The following is a 16,385-nucleotide window of genomic DNA, read 5'->3' as shown; positions in this document are numbered from 1 at the left end:
GTAGAGCACTCGGGCCCGTCCGGTCTTCCGGACGGGCCCGCGTCATGCTCTCTTCCCGGTGCCGGCCATGGCATCGGCGAGCCGGCTGACGGGGTCGCCGACGACCCGCTGACGGGACCGCTCGGCGGGCCAGGTGGAGAAGCCGTCGTCCGGCCAGCGGGGCACCACGTGGAAGTGGAGGTGCGGTACCGACTGCTCCGAGCCGGGGCCACTGGCGTTCAGGATGTTCACGCCCCCCGCCCCCAGCACCGTCCGCATCATTCCGGCGAGGCGCTGGACCAGAGCCATCGTGTGCGCCAACACCTCCGGAGGAGTATCGAAGACGTCCGCCCAGTGGGACGTCGGAACCACGAGGGTGTGCCCGGGCGCGAGGGGGTCCAGCGGAGCGAACGCACTCGCCTCGGGCCCTCGTACGACCCATCGGGCGGCGTCGTCCCGGATCAGATGACAGAAGGTGCAGTCCATGGTGCCGCCCATGGTGCCGGACCCCGGCGGACCCCGGCCACCCGGGCACGTACGGCGGCCCCTCAGGACGTGCCGGACGTCTTCGCCTTCGTATGGAGGATCTCCCGGGCCTGCTCCGCGGCACGGGTGATGCTCTCGGCGACGAAGTCGAGGAAGCGGGCGATGTTTTCGAGACGGTTCGCGGCGGGGGTGTCGGCACCGAGGATGCCGATGCCCTGCCGTGCGGTCTCGACGAGCTGGTCGTTGGAGCGGGCGCTGGCGATCATCGCCTGGTACCAGACGTCGTCGTCGACGACGTAGCGCTCGCGGCGGCGTTCGTCGCGTTCCCGGCGGACGAGGCCTTGGCTGTCGAGGAACGCCATGGCTTTGGAGACGGATGCCGGGCTGACCTGAAGGCGCTGGACGAGCTCGGATGCGGTGAGGCTGCCGGCGTCCGTGAGGGTGAGGCAGGTCAGTACCCGGGCCATCATCTTGGGCATGCCCGAGGCCATGAGGACGGTGGTGAACACCTCCTCGTACTCGCGCACGGCCTCGGCGTCCCGTCCGTGGGCCTGCGGGGGTGGCTCCGCTCCCTGGGGCGCGGCCTGCTTGCGGCGGTGGGTGCGGTGTTCGGTGGCGCGGTGGGCCAGATCGGCGCGGTAGGCGGTGGGGCCGCCGTTGCGCATCACCTCGCGGGTGATGGTCGAGGTCGGCCGGTCGAGGCGTCTGGCGATCTCCGCGTAGGCGAGGCCGTCGGCCAGTCCCAGTGCGATCTGCTGGCGTTCCTGCTGGGTGAGCCTGCCTCCCGGCATTGCGGTCTCCTTCGTCTCCAAGGTGCCCTCAGCATAGCGTTCACTCGCACTCTATTGCAACGCTGACCCACCCCACGTTGCATTAATTTTCTATCCATTGCAACATTTAAAGCCGTCTGAGCTGGTAAAAAGCAACTCGAACGCAACGAATGGATTGCGCAATCCATGAAGGCAACGTAGCGTTTCCAACGTCAGAAAGAAACGAGCTCAAGGAGAGCACCATGCAGAAGTTCGCCACCCCGGCCCCGATCTCCGCCGTCCTGGACATCCCCGCGGGAAGCATCCGGTTCATCGCGGCCGACCGGGCCGACACCACGGTCGAGGTCCTGCCCGCGGACGCCTCGAACAGCCGCGACGTGAAGGCTGCCGAGCAGATCACGGTCGAATTCGGCGACGGGGTCCTGCGGATCGGGGCCGCTCCGGCGAAGAACCGGATCCTCGGCTCCGCCGGCTCGGTCGAAGTGACCGTCCAGCTGCCCGCCGACTCCCGCATCGAGGCGAAGACGGCCAGCGCCGAGTTCCGGGGCGTGGGCCGCCTCGGCGAGGTCACCTTCGAGGGCGCGCAGGGCTCGGTCAAGCTCGACGAGACGGCGAGCGCCCACCTCGCCCTCATGGCCGGCGACATCTCGCTCGGCCGCCTGAGCGGCCCCGCCGAGATCAGCACCCAGAAGGGCGACCTGCACATCGCCGAGGCCGTGCGCGGCACCGTCACCCTGCGCACGGAGGCCGGCGACATCTCGGTCGGCGCGGCCCGCGGCGTCTGCGCCTCCCTGGATGCCAGCACCTCCCACGGCCGGATCCGCAACGCGCTCAACAACACCGAGGGCGCCACCGCCGGCCTGAACATCCACGCGACCACCGCCTACGGCGACATCACCGCCCGCAGCCTCTGACACCACAAGAAGGAGCACCGACATGACCAACGGAGCCATCGCGGCGAAGGGTCTGCGCAAGTCGTACGGCGACAAGGTCGTGCTCGACGGCATCGACCTGACGGTCCCGGCCGGCACGGTCTTCTCCCTCCTCGGCCCGAACGGCGCCGGCAAGACCACCGCCGTCAAAATCCTTTCCACCCTCATCACCGCAGACGCAGGCGACCTGCACGTCGGCGGTCACGACCTGACCGCCGACCCCCAGGCCGTACGGGCCGCGATCGGTGTCACCGGGCAGTTCTCGGCGGTCGACGGTCTGATCACGGGCGAGGAGAACATGCTCCTGATGGCGGACCTGCACCATCTGTCCAGGCGCGAGGGCCGCCGCACCGCGGCCGAACTCCTGGAGCGCTTCGACCTGACGGAGGCGGCGCGGAAGCCCGCCTCCACCTACTCCGGCGGCATGAAGCGCCGTCTCGACATCGCCATGACCCTGGTCGGCAGCCCGCGGATCATCTTCCTCGACGAGCCGACCACCGGCCTGGACCCCCGTTCCCGCCACAACATGTGGCAGATCATCCGCGAGCTGGTCACCGGTGGCGTGACCGTCTTCCTGACCACCCAGTACCTGGAGGAGGCCGACCAGCTCGCCGACCGCATCGCCGTACTGAACGACGGCAGGATCGCAGCCGAAGGAACAGCAGAGGAACTGAAGCGGCTGATCCCGGGCGGCCACGTCCGCCTCCGCTTCTCCGACCCCTCCGTTTACCAGGAAGCCGCCTCCACCCTCCGCGGCACCCGGGACGACGACTCGCTCACCCTGCAGATCCCCAGCGACGGCACCCAACGCGAACTCCGCGCCGTCCTCGACCACTTGGACTCGGCCGGGATCGAGGCGGACGAGCTGACCGTGCACACCCCCGACCTCGACGACGTGTTCTTCGCCCTCACCGGCGGCACCGACCAGCAGCGCAGCCAGCCCACCCTGCCCAGCCAGCCCAAGGAGTCCGTCCGATGAGCTCTCTCGCCCTCGCCGTGCGCGACTCGTCCACGATGCTGCGGCGCAACCTCCTCCACGCGCGGCGCTATCCGTCCCTCACCCTGAACCTCCTCCTCACGCCGATCATGCTCCTGCTGCTCTTCGTCTACGTCTTCGGCGACGTGATGAGCGCGGGCATCGGCGGCGGCGACCGCTCGGAGTACATCGCCTACCTGGTCCCGGGCCTGGTGCTCATGACCATCGGCAGCACCACCATCGGGACCGCGGTGTCCGTCTCCAACGACATGACCGAAGGGATCATCGCCCGCTTCCGCACCATGGCGATCCACCGCGGCTCGGTCCTCATCGGCCACGTCATCGGCAGCGTGCTGCAATCGCTCGCCAGCGTGGTCCTCGTGGGCGCCGTCGCCGTAGCCATCGGCTTCCGCTCCACGGACGCCACAACCCTGGAATGGCTGGCGGCGCTCGGGCTGCTGACACTGTTCGCCCTGGCACTCACCTGGATCGCCGTCGGGATGGGCCTGATCAGCCCGAACGCCGAGGCCGCCAGCAACAACGCGATGCCGCTGATCTTCCTGCCGCTCATCTCCAGCGCCTTCGTCCCGGTCGACGCGATGCCGGGCTGGTTCCAGCCCATCGCCGAGTACCAGCCCTTCACCCCGGCCATCGAGACCTTGCGCGGCCTGCTCCTCGGCACCGGGATCGGCCACAACGGATGGCTCGCGGTCGCCTGGTGCCTGGCCCTCACCACCCTCGGCTACTTCTGGTCTGCCTCGAAGTTCAACAGCGACCCGAAGTAACCGCCCCAAGCCCCCCGCACCCCACCCCGCCCAGGGCGGCGTCACCCGACCCCAAGTCGGCACACGCCGCCCCGCCGGCGTTCTCCACGACCGACCCCCCGAGTCAAAGCTGAAGGTCTCCACCTCCCGCCGCCGCCCCAGGAACCCCCACCCGGTAGCAGATGAGGGTGCAGGCAGGCTGTTGGTCGCACCCCTCAGCCGGCCGAAGTGTTCTGTGTCGCCTCGCGTGCCTCGGTGAGGGCTCGCTGCCGGAGGTTCTCGCCGAACAACTGAATCGTGGTGGCGGCCAGGATGTCATCCCTACCGATGGTCCGCCTGTCCCCCCTGCGGGCGGACAGGGCCCGGGGGAAATCCTTGTGGAAAGGGGGTGGGGCCGGTTCGACCGACATCACGAGGGTGACCGTACCGAAACGTTTGACCCCGCCCTCGCGGACGACCATGGCCGCGTCCCGGGCGAGGTCCGTCAGGAACACGCTCGCGATTCCGTCCAGGTCGCGGACCATCGCCGGGACGGCCGTCGCCCCCTGGCTCCACAGCAGCTTCTTGACCCCGGCCTTGAACCTGTGGGCGCCGACCACAGCACTCGGTTTGCGCGACCTGCTGCGCTGATGAGGAGGCCCGATGACACCCTCGGCGTCGCACTGCACACCGGTCAGACCTTTGAACGTCGGGCTGTGGTCGTACCATTTGTGCCCCACCTCGAGCTCGACGTTCCGGTCGATCGCCGAGAGAAGGTCCCCGGGAGTCAGTTTCTTCCGGGCCTCCTCCGCCGCCGCTCTCCTCGCGCCATCGATGATCTCCGTCAGCACTGTCCGCGTCACCGATGCGGCGGCCCACGTGGCCGACCGAGAGACGTGCATCGGGGTCACGTCCCTGAACACCGCTTTGACGAGAGAAGGCGTGAACGGCGAGACATCCATGACCGAGGCGGTCTCGGGACCGCTGCGCTCAGGGCGGGCGGGCTGTGCGGTCATCGGAAGAAACGCTCCCTGCTGTCGGAGTTATCAGAGGCCCACACTTCAGCCACCGCTTCGACGGAGGTTCTTCCACCGGCCCGCCGGGTCACGCTCATTGACGTAGAGATCACTGCCAGCGCGGTTGGTGATGACGATCCGGCGGATTGCAGGGAGGCCGCTGGACACCGCCCGGCTCTCCCGGTGTACGAGCGGCGCGAGCTCGGCCGGCGCGAGACGCAGACCACCGGGGACAGAGAGGGGGCTCCGTCGTGCCGGATGATGGCTTCCTTCAAGGCATCGGCGCCCAGGACGACGCAGTCGTCGACATCGGCGCCGTGTACCTGGGCAAGTGCCTGGCCCAGCTCGGTGCCGTCGCCCTGGCGGGCATGCAGCATCCCGAGCGAGGCCCCCTTGCCCGCGCCGGGTGGTCCCGGTTGTCCCGGTGGGCCGGGAGGGTGTGCGCGGGGTCGTGCTGGGTCTCCTCCAACGGCCGGGCCGCCATCCGCGCGATCATCTCCTCACGGTCGACGTCACCGGCCGCGTAGGCCGCAGGTAGGCGCGCAGTGACTGCATAGCGGTTTCCCTCTTCGTGGTGGTGTCTTGAGTCACGGCTGTGACTCCTCAATCAGTCGACGGGCTCGGCAGCGTACGTGCCGTCGCCGAGCGGGACGTCGGTGAGCTCGAAGCGCTGCGTGCGTCCGTCGACGTGGTGGGTGATGACGGTGCCGCCCGGCCGGGTGGTGTCGTACCGGCCCGGGCCGCTGGTGCGGAGCAGGGTGTACCGGCGGAGCATGCGTGCCCCCTCGGACGGGGCAGCGGTCGCGGGGACTTGACCACGTGCAGTCCAGCGGTTCCGCAGCCGGCGAGGAGCGGTGGTGGCTGCGGCCAGGAGTGCGGTGGAGCAGGTTGCGATGAGTGCGCCGGACAGGATGTCGGTGAGCAGTTCGGGGAACACGACGGGCCTTTCGCGGTCGGTGTGGTCCGCCTGTCCGGCGGGCCGCGCCGACTATCAAGGACGGCAGGGTTAGCCGCGCAACCCCCTTCTCACCTGGGCTCTTACCCGGGGCCGTCGAGGAGGGCGCGGGGTACGTCGTCACCGGCTCCCCAGCCCGGGGGCAGGTCGAACGCGGACGGCACGTCGTCGCCGCCCCAGGACGGGGCGGGGGCAACGCCCAGACGGGCGAGGGCGTCCCGGAAGACGAGGACGTTCTCCTGGTCCATCTGGTAGGCGATGTTCTTGTGCCAGCTGGGGTTGTCCGGGTCCCATACCGGGCTGATCGGGGCGCTGATGCCCTCCGGCCACCAGCCCTCGCGTACCCCGCGTGGGATCGCGCGGGACAGGGCGACGGTCGGGCCGTTGAGCTTGCCGAGCGTGCTGCGCAGCTGGTCGGCGTCGATGTAGCCGTTGCCGTCGAGGATGACCAGCTCGGCGAACCGGCGGGCGCCGGCGGTCAGGTTGCGGAGGTAGCGCTCGGCCCGGTCGACGGTCCAGTTGGTGTCGACGGTCGTGACGGTCAGCTCCGCGTCGTGCGCAGCGGCGAGTGCGACCAGCTTCTCGGCGAAGGCCTTGTCCGCACCCTCGATCGTGATCTTCACGTTGCCTCCGACAGATCGTTGCCCGGTTCTCCGGGGTCTCCACGAGTATGGCCAGCCGAACCTCTCCCCGTACAGGTCCCGGAAGAACTGGTCGGATTTCTCCATCAGTTCGGCTGATGTGGTGGCACGGTGCGACTCGGCTCGGGCCGCCCGCAAGGCCCTCAAGCCGCTCAAGCTCGACAAGGGCCGGCAGGCCCGCGGCCGCGGCAAGGCAGCAGTCATCTCCCCGGATGACGGTCTGGACATAGTCCCCGATCAGGCCCCCGAACTGAGAGGTGGTGCACGGGTAGGGCGGTTCCGGTCTTGGGCTTGGCAGGCCCGCATCGGTGTTGCGTATTCAGGGCGGATGCCCACGAGTCATGACGCTGGGTAAGTAGTCGGGCCGGGTGATTGAGGTCTGGCATGGTCGCGCGGTGAGTGATGCGAAGGTGCTGGCCGCGGAAGCGGTTGAGTTCCGGCGGTCACCGCGTGTGATCTCCAGGGGGCGGCCCAGGCGGAAGCCGAAAGGCTTCGCGGCGCAGCGCCACCCTGCTCGGACAGCACGGCCCGCGGGACCGCGGCACGAGCCGGGCCGTAGCCCGTGCCCGTGCCGCCTCGTGGTTGCCGGAGTAGGCGCGCTATACCTACGGCAGCTTCAGCCAGGGGCTCTTGAGGGGCATGGTCCCCGTCTGGCTGCCGGTCCACATGATGGACGTGTAAGTCGCGTACGCCCTGCCGGGCACAGCATTGTCACCGCGGAAGTCCGGTGCCGCGAAGCGCTGCATCCGAATTCCGCCCGAGGGGCAGTTGTAGGTCTTCGTCGACATCACCTTCGAGTCGCCCGTGCGCAGCACCCGGACGACGATCTTGCAGGCGGGGTGCCCGGAGCGCAGCGTGACGTAGGCGTCAGGACGTCCGATGCCCGCCCGCGGAGCGCTGAGGCAGGACTTCCAGTCCACGTAGGTGGCCCGCTCGTACCCCTCCGAGTACTGGGCACAGCCGCCACCGCTCGCGGCCTGTGCGGTGGGGGCCGTGATCAGTGATGAAGCAACGATTCCGGCTGCACCCAGCACGCCCACAGCTGTTCGAGACAATCTCATGGTTGAACTCCCCCGTACTATCCGCCGAGTTGGCGGATGATCAGGCAATGAAACTAGGCAACTGATCAACAGGCTGTCCATCGATTGGACGGCCTTCAGAGGATTACTTGAGGTAGCGCACGTCATCACCGACCCGCACAGTGCGGCGTGGCGGGCGGGCCAGGGACGCCGGTGATCTCCAGCAAGGCCAGCCGGTTCGCGGTCGTGGCCGTGTCCAGGAACGTGCCGTCGGGGAGGGTGGTGCGCAGGTGCTTCGCCTCGCTCTTGGTGGGCGGCACGTCGGACTGGGGTACCTGGAGCACTGCTGTCTTGCCGGCGCGCGGATCATCGTGCCGGTCTTCCTGGAGAGCCGAACGAGGACCCGACCGACATGGTCGCCAGCGCCTCGTTCCGCCCTCTGGTAGCGGTCCTCCAGGGCCTGCGTTCGCACGATGGACGTCTGGTCGAGCAGCTCGCCTCGCGCGCACTCACGAGCGGGAAGCACAAGGTCCACGTCCGGCGTGATGACGATGGGAAGATCGTCGGGGCCGGCGGCGAGGGCGACGGCGAGGACCAGGACGACGACCCACAGGCCGCCGCCGAAGCCGCCCTGCTCCACTTCGCCTCCCCGGTGGGGCTTGCCCACCCCTCGGGCCCGTGACCGGTGGCCGGTCGGCGCGCCGAGCATGACCGATCCACCTCCCCCGATCGGTCAAACGGCACGTCAGCGCCGTGACCGGTCCATGCAACCACCCGGGCCGGATCGGTCACTGGCCACGTTGGCTCCGGCGGCGTGGCGGCCTGAAGGCGGTCAGCTTCGGCGGCGGCTTCCTCGCGGGCGACGTCGTCGGCGTGGCAGGTGCCGCACACGGCCACGTCCCCGGCCGACCACGCGCCGCCGCTCGCGGTGAAGCACTGAATGACACGGGCGCATTCCACCTGTCACCCCCCACCACAGACCTCAGCGAGTTGCTGAGCGTAGGCGGCGGCAGCCTGCACCCCCTGCCCGAATTGCTGCTGGACCTTGCCGCGTTCGCACTCGCTCAGGTGTCGGGGTACTCCTGTGAGTGCTCCATCAAGTACGGAGATACGTGCACCAGCAGGGAGTCTGTGAGCCGGTCACGTCATCCCGCGGGCACGGCGGTGGCAGGGCGATGAACCTCCAGGATGACTGCGGTGCCGGCCACGGTCCGGTCCTCGTGCATGGTGATCTGCTGACCGGGCTGGAGGTGCGTCCAGTGGGAGGGGGTGAGGGGCACGAGGCGAACCGTGGCTCGCCCGCCGGGCTCCAGAACGGGCATGTTTTCAACCCAGAGCGCGGCGATGCTGACCGCACGTCCACCGGTCGGTGAGAGGTGTCCGATGTCCCACATGGGTCGCAGAACTCCGGCGCCGGAGATTGCCGTGGTGCGTCGCGCCTCAGCGACAGGACGGAGTGCCAGATCGGCCCGGATCACGCCGTTGCGGATCTCGGAGCACCGCCACTGGCACCAGGCCGCGCTCCGCTCAAGCCGGAGCTGCTCGGCCGCTTCGGCGAGCTTCTCCCAAAACGCCAGAGGGAGCGAGCGAGCGTCCCCGAGCTCCTCCAGCAGGCCCAGGGCGATCTCCCACTCGTCGTGGACGAGGTAGTCCCAGATGTCTCGCACCGTGAGGTCGTTCTCGGTGGCGGTCTCTTCCGGAACCAGCAGGGAAGCTGATTCGAGCAGCTCAGGGACGTCCATGCGCTCATTGTCGACCACATGAACTACTAGGCTGCGAGGATGGCGGTGACCAGGACCTCGTCACCGAACACCTGTCCCCATTCACTGAAGGTCACACCGTTGCCCTGTCCACCAATTCGGCTGGAATTGCATAGGCATTCAGCGTCCTCGGGTGTGGTGGACCATGCCCTGGCGGTTCGCTCCCGTTCCTTCCGGGAGGTCGAACGCTTCGGGCTCCGCGGGGGTCCGGAGAACCGGTCCCGGGGCGCCTGGCCCGTCCAGGTGGTCTGAAGGAGGCGTGGGGTCCCTGGAACGTCACAGCCGGGAGAGCGGTCCACCGGAGGAATCGTGATGATCCGCCGCGACAGCGACGAGGTCGTCTGGGGCGGATAGCGCGGGCCGGCCACGACGTACGCCACGCTGACGGGCGGGGACCGGGAGCTGGCCGAGTCCCTCGGCTACGCCTTGCCCCGGTGGAACTGGTCATCACGCACCTGGCGTCGGCGCCCGGGCTCCACGTCTTCCCGAGCACCGAGCTTCGGCCAACCGCTGCGCCTGCACATCGCAGTTGGGAACGCCAAGGCCGCTGATCGGCCGTAAGTCACAGAGGGTAGCCTGCGCATGGTCGTCGCTGCGACCCTTCCCTTGCCGTATCTGATCCATGGGGGTCACCATGTCAACACCGCCGTCCTACCAGCAGCCCTATGGGCAGCCCCAGCAGCCGGCGCCTGGGGGACCGAACCGGCCGCGGCAAGGGAACGTGCTCCAGCTGCTCCTCACTATGGTCATCTTCCTGGCGATAGTTGGTGGTGTCGGCTACTGGGTGTACGACTACAACACCAACCCCAACGGCGGCCAGGCGAAGAAGGAAGCCGCGGCTGTCGCCCAGCACGAAGAGGACAAGACTCACGAGCCGAAGGTCGGCGACTGCGTCAAGGTGCAGGACCCACAGGGCAAGCCGGTGCCGACGATCGTCGACTGCGGTTCGGCGGAAGCCCAGTACAAGACCGGCGAGATCCTGCCCGGCGAGGGTAGGAAGTGCGGGCCGTCCTTCGACTACGGCATCCAGCACACGGCGTCCCGCGGGTTCGACTACACCATGTGCTTCACCAAGCTCTGACCCACCGGTCCGGGTTCCGGCCGCCGCCCGCTCCCGTGGGCGCCGGTCGGAAGCATTTCTGCGATGGAGTCAGCTGCAGGTCCCGCAGCCTGGGCGCTCAGACCGGCCGCTGACGAGTGGTGAAGGAGGACCTCCGCGTTTCAAAGGTGGTCCCTTGTGAAACAGCCCGGCCTGAAGGGTGCACGCTGGGCTTTCTCTGTTTCATGGGACGTTTCAAAACTCGTGCCCGCCGTCCCGGACTGCGGGGCGCGACGGACGCCGTGGCCGACGAGGCGAGCTGCGGTGGTTGGTTCCCGCAAACACGCACCGGCCCAAGGCGCCACCGCCATCCTGGACCGACTCCTCCACCACTGCGAAGTGATCTCCATCAACGGCCCCAGCTACCGGCTCAAGAACCGCCTCAAGGCCGTCGAGTGGGACACAGACGTAGCGTGATCAGGCATTTTGCGCTCCAAGCCGACCTGGTCTGGAGCGTGACAGTAAGCATGAGGGCGTGTTCAGACGCGAGTGGCCGGAGCCACCGGCCCGCGCTACCACAGCCACTTACTGGCGCAGGACATCGCGGTCCGTCGCGACGGCCCCGGCCCATCCGTGCCAGGGCCGTCGTGAACCACGACGGAGACGAGGACCTGCCGAAGCCGATGGGAGCGGCTCGGCCGCACGCGTGCCGAGTTTGGGTGTTGCCTGTTCAGGTGCCGACGGCGGTGACCCCGAACATCAGAGTGCGGCGGCTGACGTCGTAGTGCACGGTCGGTGTGTTGCGCAGGAGGTCCTGGAGGACGTCGGCGTCGTCGGTGTCGACGGTCAGCACTTCTTCCCAGGCGCCTTCGTCGAGTACGAGCTGCAGGGTGAGGGTGCCTCGGGCAGCGGGTTCGCCGGCAACCCAGCTGAACTGGTAGTGGCTGAGTTGGCGCACCTTGATGCTGTCGTCCGTGACGGGCTGCGTCACCTTGGGCGTGGTTGCTCTGGGCATGGAATCTCTCCTTGCGTGAATGATGTCCGGTGCGGACAGTGGGCTGGTCGTCCCCTGGCCGGCGGGCAGCTCGCAGCCGGCTCGCAGGGTTGCGGGACGGGCCGGAGGATCAGGCCGTCGTTTTCTCCCGGGCCTGGCCGGTGAGCTCAGCAGCGGCCCGTCATCGGGATGTGGTAGCTGGCACGGCGTACGGCGGCCATACCTGTTCCGCCCGCCATGGCCAGAGGTGAGGCAGCCCGGCGCAGCATGCCCGCCTTCTGCTGCTCGGGGCGCTGCTGCTCTCCGTGCAGGGCGTTGAGAACCAACACTCCGGCGGTCAGCGCCGGCAGGGCCCACTGCAGCATTGCGAGGTGGCGCTGCGCCTGGTCCAGTTCCACGGGGTGGTCGGCGGCCGCCTCCTGATCCCCGGAGTCCGGGGACGAGGCAAGTTCGATCTTCTTGCCCAGGACCCGGCTGTAGGCGGTGGCAGCGAGCGCGGCTCCGGTGAGAACCGTCTTGGCGAGGGTGGAGGCACCGACGCCCTTCTGGTAGGCCACCCGGGCACTGTTGGCCCCCAGCAAACCGGCGCCGCCCACGAGGTGGGCGCCGATCGCGGCCGCGTTCACCGGGGCCCAGGCAGCCCAGCCGGCGCTGGCGAACCGCGAGGCGAGGGCCGGCTCCTGTCCGGCGTTGCGCGTCGCTCCGTTCAACCCGACGGCCCCCATGAGAGAGCCGCCGAACCAAGCAGCCAGGCCGATGTCATGCAGACTGCGCATGACCGTGTTTCTTTCAGACATCTGAGTCCTTCCAGACGCACGCGTCCCTGCAGGCGCAGGGCACCGGACTCAGACTCAAGGTGATCGAGGGCACCTGCCAGACGAGGCGCGCAGTCGGACGAATCCCACCCTCCGCAGGCCCTGTCCCACTGCACAGCTGCGACTGGCACCAGGCCGCACCGAGGCTGCCACGGGGACGGTGGGATCGGGTTTCTTCCAGCTCAGCCCGTACCTACCCGAACCGTGACGGAACCCCGATCGTACGGGCTCACCGCCTTCTGCGACTGCGTTGCCCGGGTTGGCGTTGTGCAGGGCGACCGGCGCACCTGTTCCGACACGGCGGGACTCGTGTGGGTGTTGGCCCCGACCTTGCTCCCTGCGTCGGGGCCGTCGTCATTCCCACCCCCCGATCGAGGCGCTCGGGGGGTGGGCTGCTGCACCTCGGCGCCCGTACTCGGTCTCCCATAGCCACCGCCCGTCACTGGTACGACACCCGGCGGGGGCGGCTGAACCTTCGCGCTTGTCCCCTCGCAGCCCTCCCGTGCGGGGCGAACGGCAGGACGGCTACGCAGAGGCGAGCCGATCGCCCGGCTCACGGGAGCGAATCATAGGCTGAGCCCATGACAGAACGCCTGATGACCACGACTCCCGACGACGCCTTCGAGATGCTGGTGGCCGGCAACCAGCGGTTCGTCACGGGTTCCCCCCAGCACCCCAACCAGGACGCCGCGCGCCGCACCGAGACCGCACCTGCCCAGAGGCCCTTCGCCGTGCTGTTCGGATGCTCCGACTCCCGGCTCGCCGCCGAGATCATCTTCGATCAGGGGCTGGGTGACCTGTTCGTGGTGCGCACAGCGGGCCACGTCGTGGGGACGGAGGTGCTGGGCAGCATCGAGTACGCGGTCAGTGTGCTGGACTGCCCCCTGGTCGTGGTCCTCGGCCACGACTCCTGCGGGGCCATCGCGGCCGCCTGCGCCGCGCTGGAGGACGGCAAGGCGCCGGGCGGATTCGTCCGCGACGTCGTCGAGCGAGTGACCCCGAGCGTGCTGTCGGCCCGCGCCGCCGGACGTGAGGGAGCCGACGAAGTCCTGCACGAGCACATCCGGCACACCGTCGACCTGCTGCTGGACCGGTCCCGTCTCCTGGCCGAGCGGGTGGCCGACGGCCGGGTCGCCGTGGCAGGCCTTTCCTACCGGCTCGCGGACGGAACCGCGCAGCTGGTCGTCTCCCACGGCATCAGCAAGCCCACCGCCTCCGCCCGGTAACGGTCGACCCCGCCGGCGGGCCGGTCCGCGCCCGGTCTCAGCGTTCCTGAAGGGTGGGCACGATCTCCCGCAGCTGGGCGGCACTGACCGCGCCCGCCCGCAGCAATACGGGCGACGAGGCGGTGACGTCCACGATCGATGACGGTACCGGCGCCGAGGTGGGGCCGGCGTCGAGGTAGACGGACACCGCCTCGCCGAGCATGAGGTGGGCCGCGTCGCAGTCCTGCGGAGAGGGCTCGCCGGTCAGGTTGGCGCTGGAGACGGCCAGCGGCCCGGTCTGGTTGAGGAGGTCGAGGGCCACCGCATGCGCGGGCATCCGCACCGCCACCGTGCCGTGCGTCTCGCCCAGGTCCCACTTCAGTGACGGCTCGTGGCGGGCGACCAGGGTCAGCCCGCCCGGCCAGAACGCCTCCACGAGTTCCCGGGCCTGCTGGGAAAGGTCGATGACCAGGCCGTCCAGGGCGCCCGGGGAACCGATCAGCACCGGCGAGGGCATCTGGCGGCCACGGCCCTTGGCCTGCAGCAGACGGGCCACGGCTTCGGCACTGAAAGCGTCCGCGCCCACCCCGTACACCGTGTCGGTGGGCAGCACGACCAGCTCTCCCCGCCGCACAGCGGCGGCGGCCGCGTGCAGCCCCTCAGCGCGGCGTGGGGAAGCGGCCGAACAGTCGAAACGAAGCGCCATCCTTCTCCCTCCGAGCGGGCCCTTGTTCCCGCACCAGTTCTCGCCCGGGAAGGCTACTCACGCGCCCTTCGACGGCTCAAATCCCCGCACCCTGCAACCCCAGCCGCTTCATGCGCCGGACGCCACCTCCTCCACGGGCAACGCAGTGCCCCGGCTGGTCCAGCAGCCGGCCTTGAGCACCCTCGGCCCCCAGGCCGACCAGAGCACCCGACGGATCTGCGGGGGCAGGCCGCCAAGAGCGCACCCCGGCCACTTCGATCAGGCTGGCAGGTTCATCAGGAGCAGGGGGGTGGTGGTGGGCTGGGGGGACCCTCCGGTGGGTTCGAGGGTGAGGCCGAGGGCGCTTGCGCCGGTGAGGTCGCCGTCGACGAGGACGGTGCCGTTCTGGTGGACGAGCCCGGCCGGGCTCATGGTGCCCTCGTGTGCGAGCCAGAGCTGGTAGGTCTTGCCGGGGTCCGGTGCGGGCAGGCCGGTGACGGTGAAGACGGCCTTGTTCTGCTGTTCGGAGGCGACAACGGTCGTGAAGGCTCCGTTGCGGGTCTTTCCGTGGGCCGTGCGGGCGTCGGGAGCGGCGAGGACCGTGCTGACGTCGTCCAGACGGTGTTCCGCCTGCCGGGCCCGCTGCTCCAGTTCCTGGCGTTCCTGGTTCTGCCAAGCGGCAAGGCCGGCGAACGTGGCGGCGACCGCCACACTCGCGGCCACCGCGAGAAGGCCGGCCTTGCGCCGCAGCACGCTGCGGAACGCGAGCGGGGTGACTGCCGGGACGCGCGGCGGGAGTTGACGGACCTCGTCGATGGCCGCCATGGTGTGCTGCTTCATGGACACGGGCGGGGCCTGGGCCGCGGCGGCGGCCATGCGTGCGGCGGTGGCTTCGAACTCCGCCGTCTCCTGGCGGCACGCTTCGCACTGCTGGAGGTGGTCGGTGAACGCCTGGCGGTCGGCGGGTTCGAGGGCGCCCAGGGCGTAGGCGGCGGTGAGGGTGTGGATGTCGTTGTGGTGTTGTTTCATGTGGTCACCCCCATGCAGTCGCGGAGCCGGATGAGCCCGTCGCGCATGCGTGTCTTGATGGTCGGAAGCGGTGTGCGCAGGGCTTGGGCGACTTCACGGTAGGTCAGCCCGCGGTAGTAGGCCAGGGTCACCGCCTGGCGCTGGAGTTCGGTCAGGCCGCGCAGACAGCGGCGTACCTGCTCGCTCTCCAGCCGGGTCTCGACCTGCTCGCTGACCTCGTCGAACGCGGTCTCGTGCTCCCGGGCGGCCCGGGTGTGCTCGCGGTCGGCGGATGCCTGGGCGGAGCGGACCCGGTCCACGGCCCGGCGGTGGGCGATGGTCGCGGCCCACGTGGTCACGCTGCCGGCCTCCGCCCGGTAGCGGGCGGCCTGCCGCCATACGTCGATCATGACCTCCTGGGCGACCTCCTCGGACTGCGCCCGGTCGCGTACGACTTTGATCACGATGCCGAAGACCAGCGGCGCGAGAGCGTCGTACAGGGCGGAGAAGGCGTGCTTGTCGCCGTGCGCGACCTTCTGCATGACCTCGGCCAGCTCGGCGGCACGGCCGGTGTGGCCGGTGTGGCCGGTGTGGTCGAAGGGGAGTGGTTGGTTCACCGGCCGGCCTCCGGCCATGGCGACCAGCCGAAGCGGCGGCCGGTGCCGGCCGGCCGGGGGCGGGGTGTCCATCGCATGGGGGTCCTTGTCCGTAGAGCGGGGCCGGACCGCCGCCAGGGAGGATCCGGCCCGAGCCGTGTGATGTCTCTGAGGGTTCTTCGTAGCGGACGTGCGTGCAGATGGGAGGCGGTTTGGTCACCAGGGCAACCGCTGTTCCCTCCTTCGAGGGAACCGGTCCGCCGCGGCCCAGCCGCCCCGCGGGCGGCTGCGAAGGACAGGGCGAGGGGGCCGGCCGGGGTTCACCGGCTCCCCTCGGCCGCCGCGCGGGTCTTCCGCGCGGCGGAGCAACCAGGCTCTTGGAGGCAGTGCAATGGTTCGTGTGTGCAGGAGCGTGTCGGTGGTGGCGCTGGCGGTCGGCGCTGTGGTGGTCGGGGGTGCGTCCGTGGCCGCGGCCGACGCCGGAGCGCGGGGCGTGGCCGCGTACTCGCCCGGTCTCGGCTCGGGCAACCTCATCCAGGTCCCCATCCACATCCCGGTCAACGCGTGCGGGAACACGCTCAGCGTCATCGGCTTGCTGAACCCGTCCTTCGGCAACACCTGCGTCAACGCCTGACCGGAAACCGCTGAAAGGCTCCGGTCCGCCGCCGTAAGACGGGGTGGCGCGGACCGGTGACCTGCCCTGGCCACGGCGCGGAGAGATCGCTGACACCTCCCGCACAGGGGCCCGGACAGGTCGGCTGCGGGT

The 16,385-nt window shown here is 69.5% G+C and carries 20 protein-coding genes and 2 pseudogenes; 9 read left to right on the top strand and 13 right to left on the bottom strand.

Features of this window, described 5'->3' with window-relative positions:
• Positions 1-42 precede the first annotated feature (42 nt).
• Both ACFWUZ_RS28795 and ACFWUZ_RS28790 read right to left on the bottom strand, forming a co-directional pair.
• Positions 43-477, bottom strand: coding sequence for an HIT family protein (locus ACFWUZ_RS28795; RefSeq protein WP_384379056.1), 435 nt, complete (start codon positions 475-477; stop codon positions 43-45).
• Positions 478-527: 50 nt separating this feature from the next.
• Positions 528-1,256 carry a helix-turn-helix domain-containing protein gene (locus ACFWUZ_RS28790; protein ID WP_384379053.1) on the bottom strand — a complete coding sequence of 243 codons (729 nt, stop codon included), beginning with the start codon at positions 1,254-1,256 and terminating at the stop codon, positions 528-530.
• Positions 1,257-1,477: 221 nt separating this feature from the next.
• On the opposite strand from ACFWUZ_RS28790, the gene ACFWUZ_RS28785 reads away from it, so the two are divergent.
• Genes ACFWUZ_RS28785 through ACFWUZ_RS28775 form a run of 3 tightly spaced genes read left to right on the top strand, consistent with a single transcriptional unit; the run spans position 1,478 to position 3,928 of the window.
• The gene (locus ACFWUZ_RS28785; protein WP_384379050.1) at positions 1,478-2,149 is read left to right on the top strand and encodes a DUF4097 family beta strand repeat-containing protein; all 672 of its coding nucleotides are present in this window, start codon (positions 1,478-1,480) and stop codon (positions 2,147-2,149) included.
• A 22-nt stretch (positions 2,150-2,171) separates the two neighbouring features.
• A complete protein-coding gene (locus tag ACFWUZ_RS28780; RefSeq protein WP_384379047.1) occupies positions 2,172-3,146 on the top strand; it encodes an ATP-binding cassette domain-containing protein in 975 nt (324 codons plus the stop codon).
• On the top strand, positions 3,143-3,928 hold the full coding sequence (locus tag ACFWUZ_RS28775; protein WP_384379044.1) for an ABC transporter permease: 786 nt from the start codon (positions 3,143-3,145) through the stop codon (positions 3,926-3,928). Before ACFWUZ_RS28780 ends, ACFWUZ_RS28775 begins: the two co-directional genes overlap by 4 nt.
• A gap of 194 nt (positions 3,929-4,122) precedes the next feature.
• Here the strand turns inward: ACFWUZ_RS28775 and ACFWUZ_RS28770 are convergent, their stop codons facing one another.
• Positions 4,123-4,902, bottom strand: coding sequence for a hypothetical protein (locus ACFWUZ_RS28770; RefSeq protein ID WP_384379041.1), 780 nt, complete (start codon positions 4,900-4,902; stop codon positions 4,123-4,125).
• Positions 4,903-5,153: 251 nt separating this feature from the next.
• Here ACFWUZ_RS28770 and ACFWUZ_RS28765 point away from each other — a divergent pair, with 251 nt between their 5' ends.
• Positions 5,154-5,429 (top strand): hypothetical protein, encoded by a 276-nt coding sequence (locus ACFWUZ_RS28765; RefSeq protein ID WP_384379038.1) that lies wholly within the window; start codon positions 5,154-5,156, stop codon positions 5,427-5,429.
• An 80-nt stretch (positions 5,430-5,509) separates the two neighbouring features.
• Here the strand turns inward: ACFWUZ_RS28765 and ACFWUZ_RS28760 are convergent, their stop codons facing one another.
• The 4 genes from ACFWUZ_RS28760 to ACFWUZ_RS28745 form a co-directional block, all read right to left on the bottom strand.
• Positions 5,510-5,677, bottom strand: coding sequence for a hypothetical protein (locus ACFWUZ_RS28760; protein WP_384379035.1), 168 nt, complete (start codon positions 5,675-5,677; stop codon positions 5,510-5,512).
• 263 nt (positions 5,678-5,940) lie between these two features.
• A complete protein-coding gene (locus tag ACFWUZ_RS28755) occupies positions 5,941-6,480 on the bottom strand; it encodes a hypothetical protein (RefSeq protein ID WP_384379032.1) in 540 nt (179 codons plus the stop codon).
• A 623-nt stretch (positions 6,481-7,103) separates the two neighbouring features.
• Positions 7,104-7,559 (bottom strand): hypothetical protein, encoded by a 456-nt coding sequence (locus ACFWUZ_RS28750; protein ID WP_384379029.1) that lies wholly within the window; start codon positions 7,557-7,559, stop codon positions 7,104-7,106.
• Positions 7,560-7,684: 125 nt separating this feature from the next.
• Positions 7,685-7,837 carry a hypothetical protein gene (locus ACFWUZ_RS28745; RefSeq protein WP_384379232.1) on the bottom strand — a complete coding sequence of 51 codons (153 nt, stop codon included), beginning with the start codon at positions 7,835-7,837 and terminating at the stop codon, positions 7,685-7,687.
• A 39-nt stretch (positions 7,838-7,876) separates the two neighbouring features.
• Between ACFWUZ_RS28745 and ACFWUZ_RS28740 the strand changes: the two are divergent.
• Positions 7,877-8,169, top strand: a pseudogene (locus tag ACFWUZ_RS28740) (helicase); the annotation flags it as partial.
• A gap of 493 nt (positions 8,170-8,662) precedes the next feature.
• Here ACFWUZ_RS28740 and ACFWUZ_RS28735 read toward each other — a convergent pair.
• On the bottom strand, positions 8,663-9,259 hold the full coding sequence (locus ACFWUZ_RS28735; RefSeq protein ID WP_384379026.1) for a hypothetical protein: 597 nt from the start codon (positions 9,257-9,259) through the stop codon (positions 8,663-8,665).
• Between the two features lie 739 nt (positions 9,260-9,998).
• Between ACFWUZ_RS28735 and ACFWUZ_RS28730 the strand changes: the two genes are divergently transcribed.
• Positions 9,999-10,358, top strand: coding sequence for a hypothetical protein (locus tag ACFWUZ_RS28730; RefSeq protein ID WP_384379023.1), 360 nt, complete (start codon positions 9,999-10,001; stop codon positions 10,356-10,358).
• Between the two features lie 318 nt (positions 10,359-10,676).
• Positions 10,677-10,793 (top strand): annotated as a pseudogene (locus tag ACFWUZ_RS28725) (ATP-binding protein); the annotation flags it as partial.
• A 253-nt stretch (positions 10,794-11,046) separates the two neighbouring features.
• Here ACFWUZ_RS28725 and ACFWUZ_RS28720 read toward each other — a convergent pair.
• Positions 11,047-11,331 (bottom strand): hypothetical protein, encoded by a 285-nt coding sequence (locus ACFWUZ_RS28720; protein WP_384379020.1) that lies wholly within the window; start codon positions 11,329-11,331, stop codon positions 11,047-11,049.
• 146 nt (positions 11,332-11,477) lie between these two features.
• A complete protein-coding gene (locus ACFWUZ_RS28715; RefSeq protein ID WP_384379017.1) occupies positions 11,478-12,107 on the bottom strand; it encodes a hypothetical protein in 630 nt (209 codons plus the stop codon).
• A 599-nt stretch (positions 12,108-12,706) separates the two neighbouring features.
• On the opposite strand from ACFWUZ_RS28715, the gene ACFWUZ_RS28710 reads away from it, so the two are divergent.
• Entirely contained in the window at positions 12,707-13,351 is a 645-nt protein-coding gene (locus ACFWUZ_RS28710) for a carbonic anhydrase (RefSeq protein ID WP_384379015.1), read from the top strand.
• Between the two features lie 37 nt (positions 13,352-13,388).
• Here the strand turns inward: ACFWUZ_RS28710 and ACFWUZ_RS28705 are convergent, their stop codons facing one another.
• From ACFWUZ_RS28705 to sigK, 3 genes are all read right to left on the bottom strand, one after another.
• Positions 13,389-14,036 (bottom strand): L-threonylcarbamoyladenylate synthase, encoded by a 648-nt coding sequence (locus ACFWUZ_RS28705; protein WP_384379012.1) that lies wholly within the window; start codon positions 14,034-14,036, stop codon positions 13,389-13,391.
• A 258-nt stretch (positions 14,037-14,294) separates the two neighbouring features.
• Positions 14,295-15,044, bottom strand: a complete 750-nt coding sequence (locus tag ACFWUZ_RS28700) for an anti-sigma factor domain-containing protein (RefSeq protein WP_384379009.1) — start codon at positions 15,042-15,044, stop codon at positions 14,295-14,297.
• Entirely contained in the window at positions 15,041-15,640 is a 600-nt protein-coding gene (sigK, locus tag ACFWUZ_RS28695; RefSeq protein ID WP_384379006.1) for an ECF RNA polymerase sigma factor SigK, read from the bottom strand. Before sigK ends, ACFWUZ_RS28700 begins: the two co-directional genes overlap by 4 nt.
• Positions 15,641-16,019: 379 nt before the next feature.
• On the opposite strand from sigK, the gene ACFWUZ_RS28690 reads away from it, so the two are divergent.
• The gene (locus ACFWUZ_RS28690) at positions 16,020-16,253 is read left to right on the top strand and encodes a chaplin (RefSeq protein WP_384379003.1); all 234 of its coding nucleotides are present in this window, start codon (positions 16,020-16,022) and stop codon (positions 16,251-16,253) included.
• The last annotated feature ends 132 nt before the right edge of the window (positions 16,254-16,385 follow it).

The organism is Streptomyces sp. NPDC058646, from assembly GCF_042716875.1.
Lineage (GTDB): Bacteria > Actinomycetota > Actinomycetes > Streptomycetales > Streptomycetaceae > Streptomyces.
This window is presented reverse-complemented; position numbering and strand designations above follow the sequence as displayed.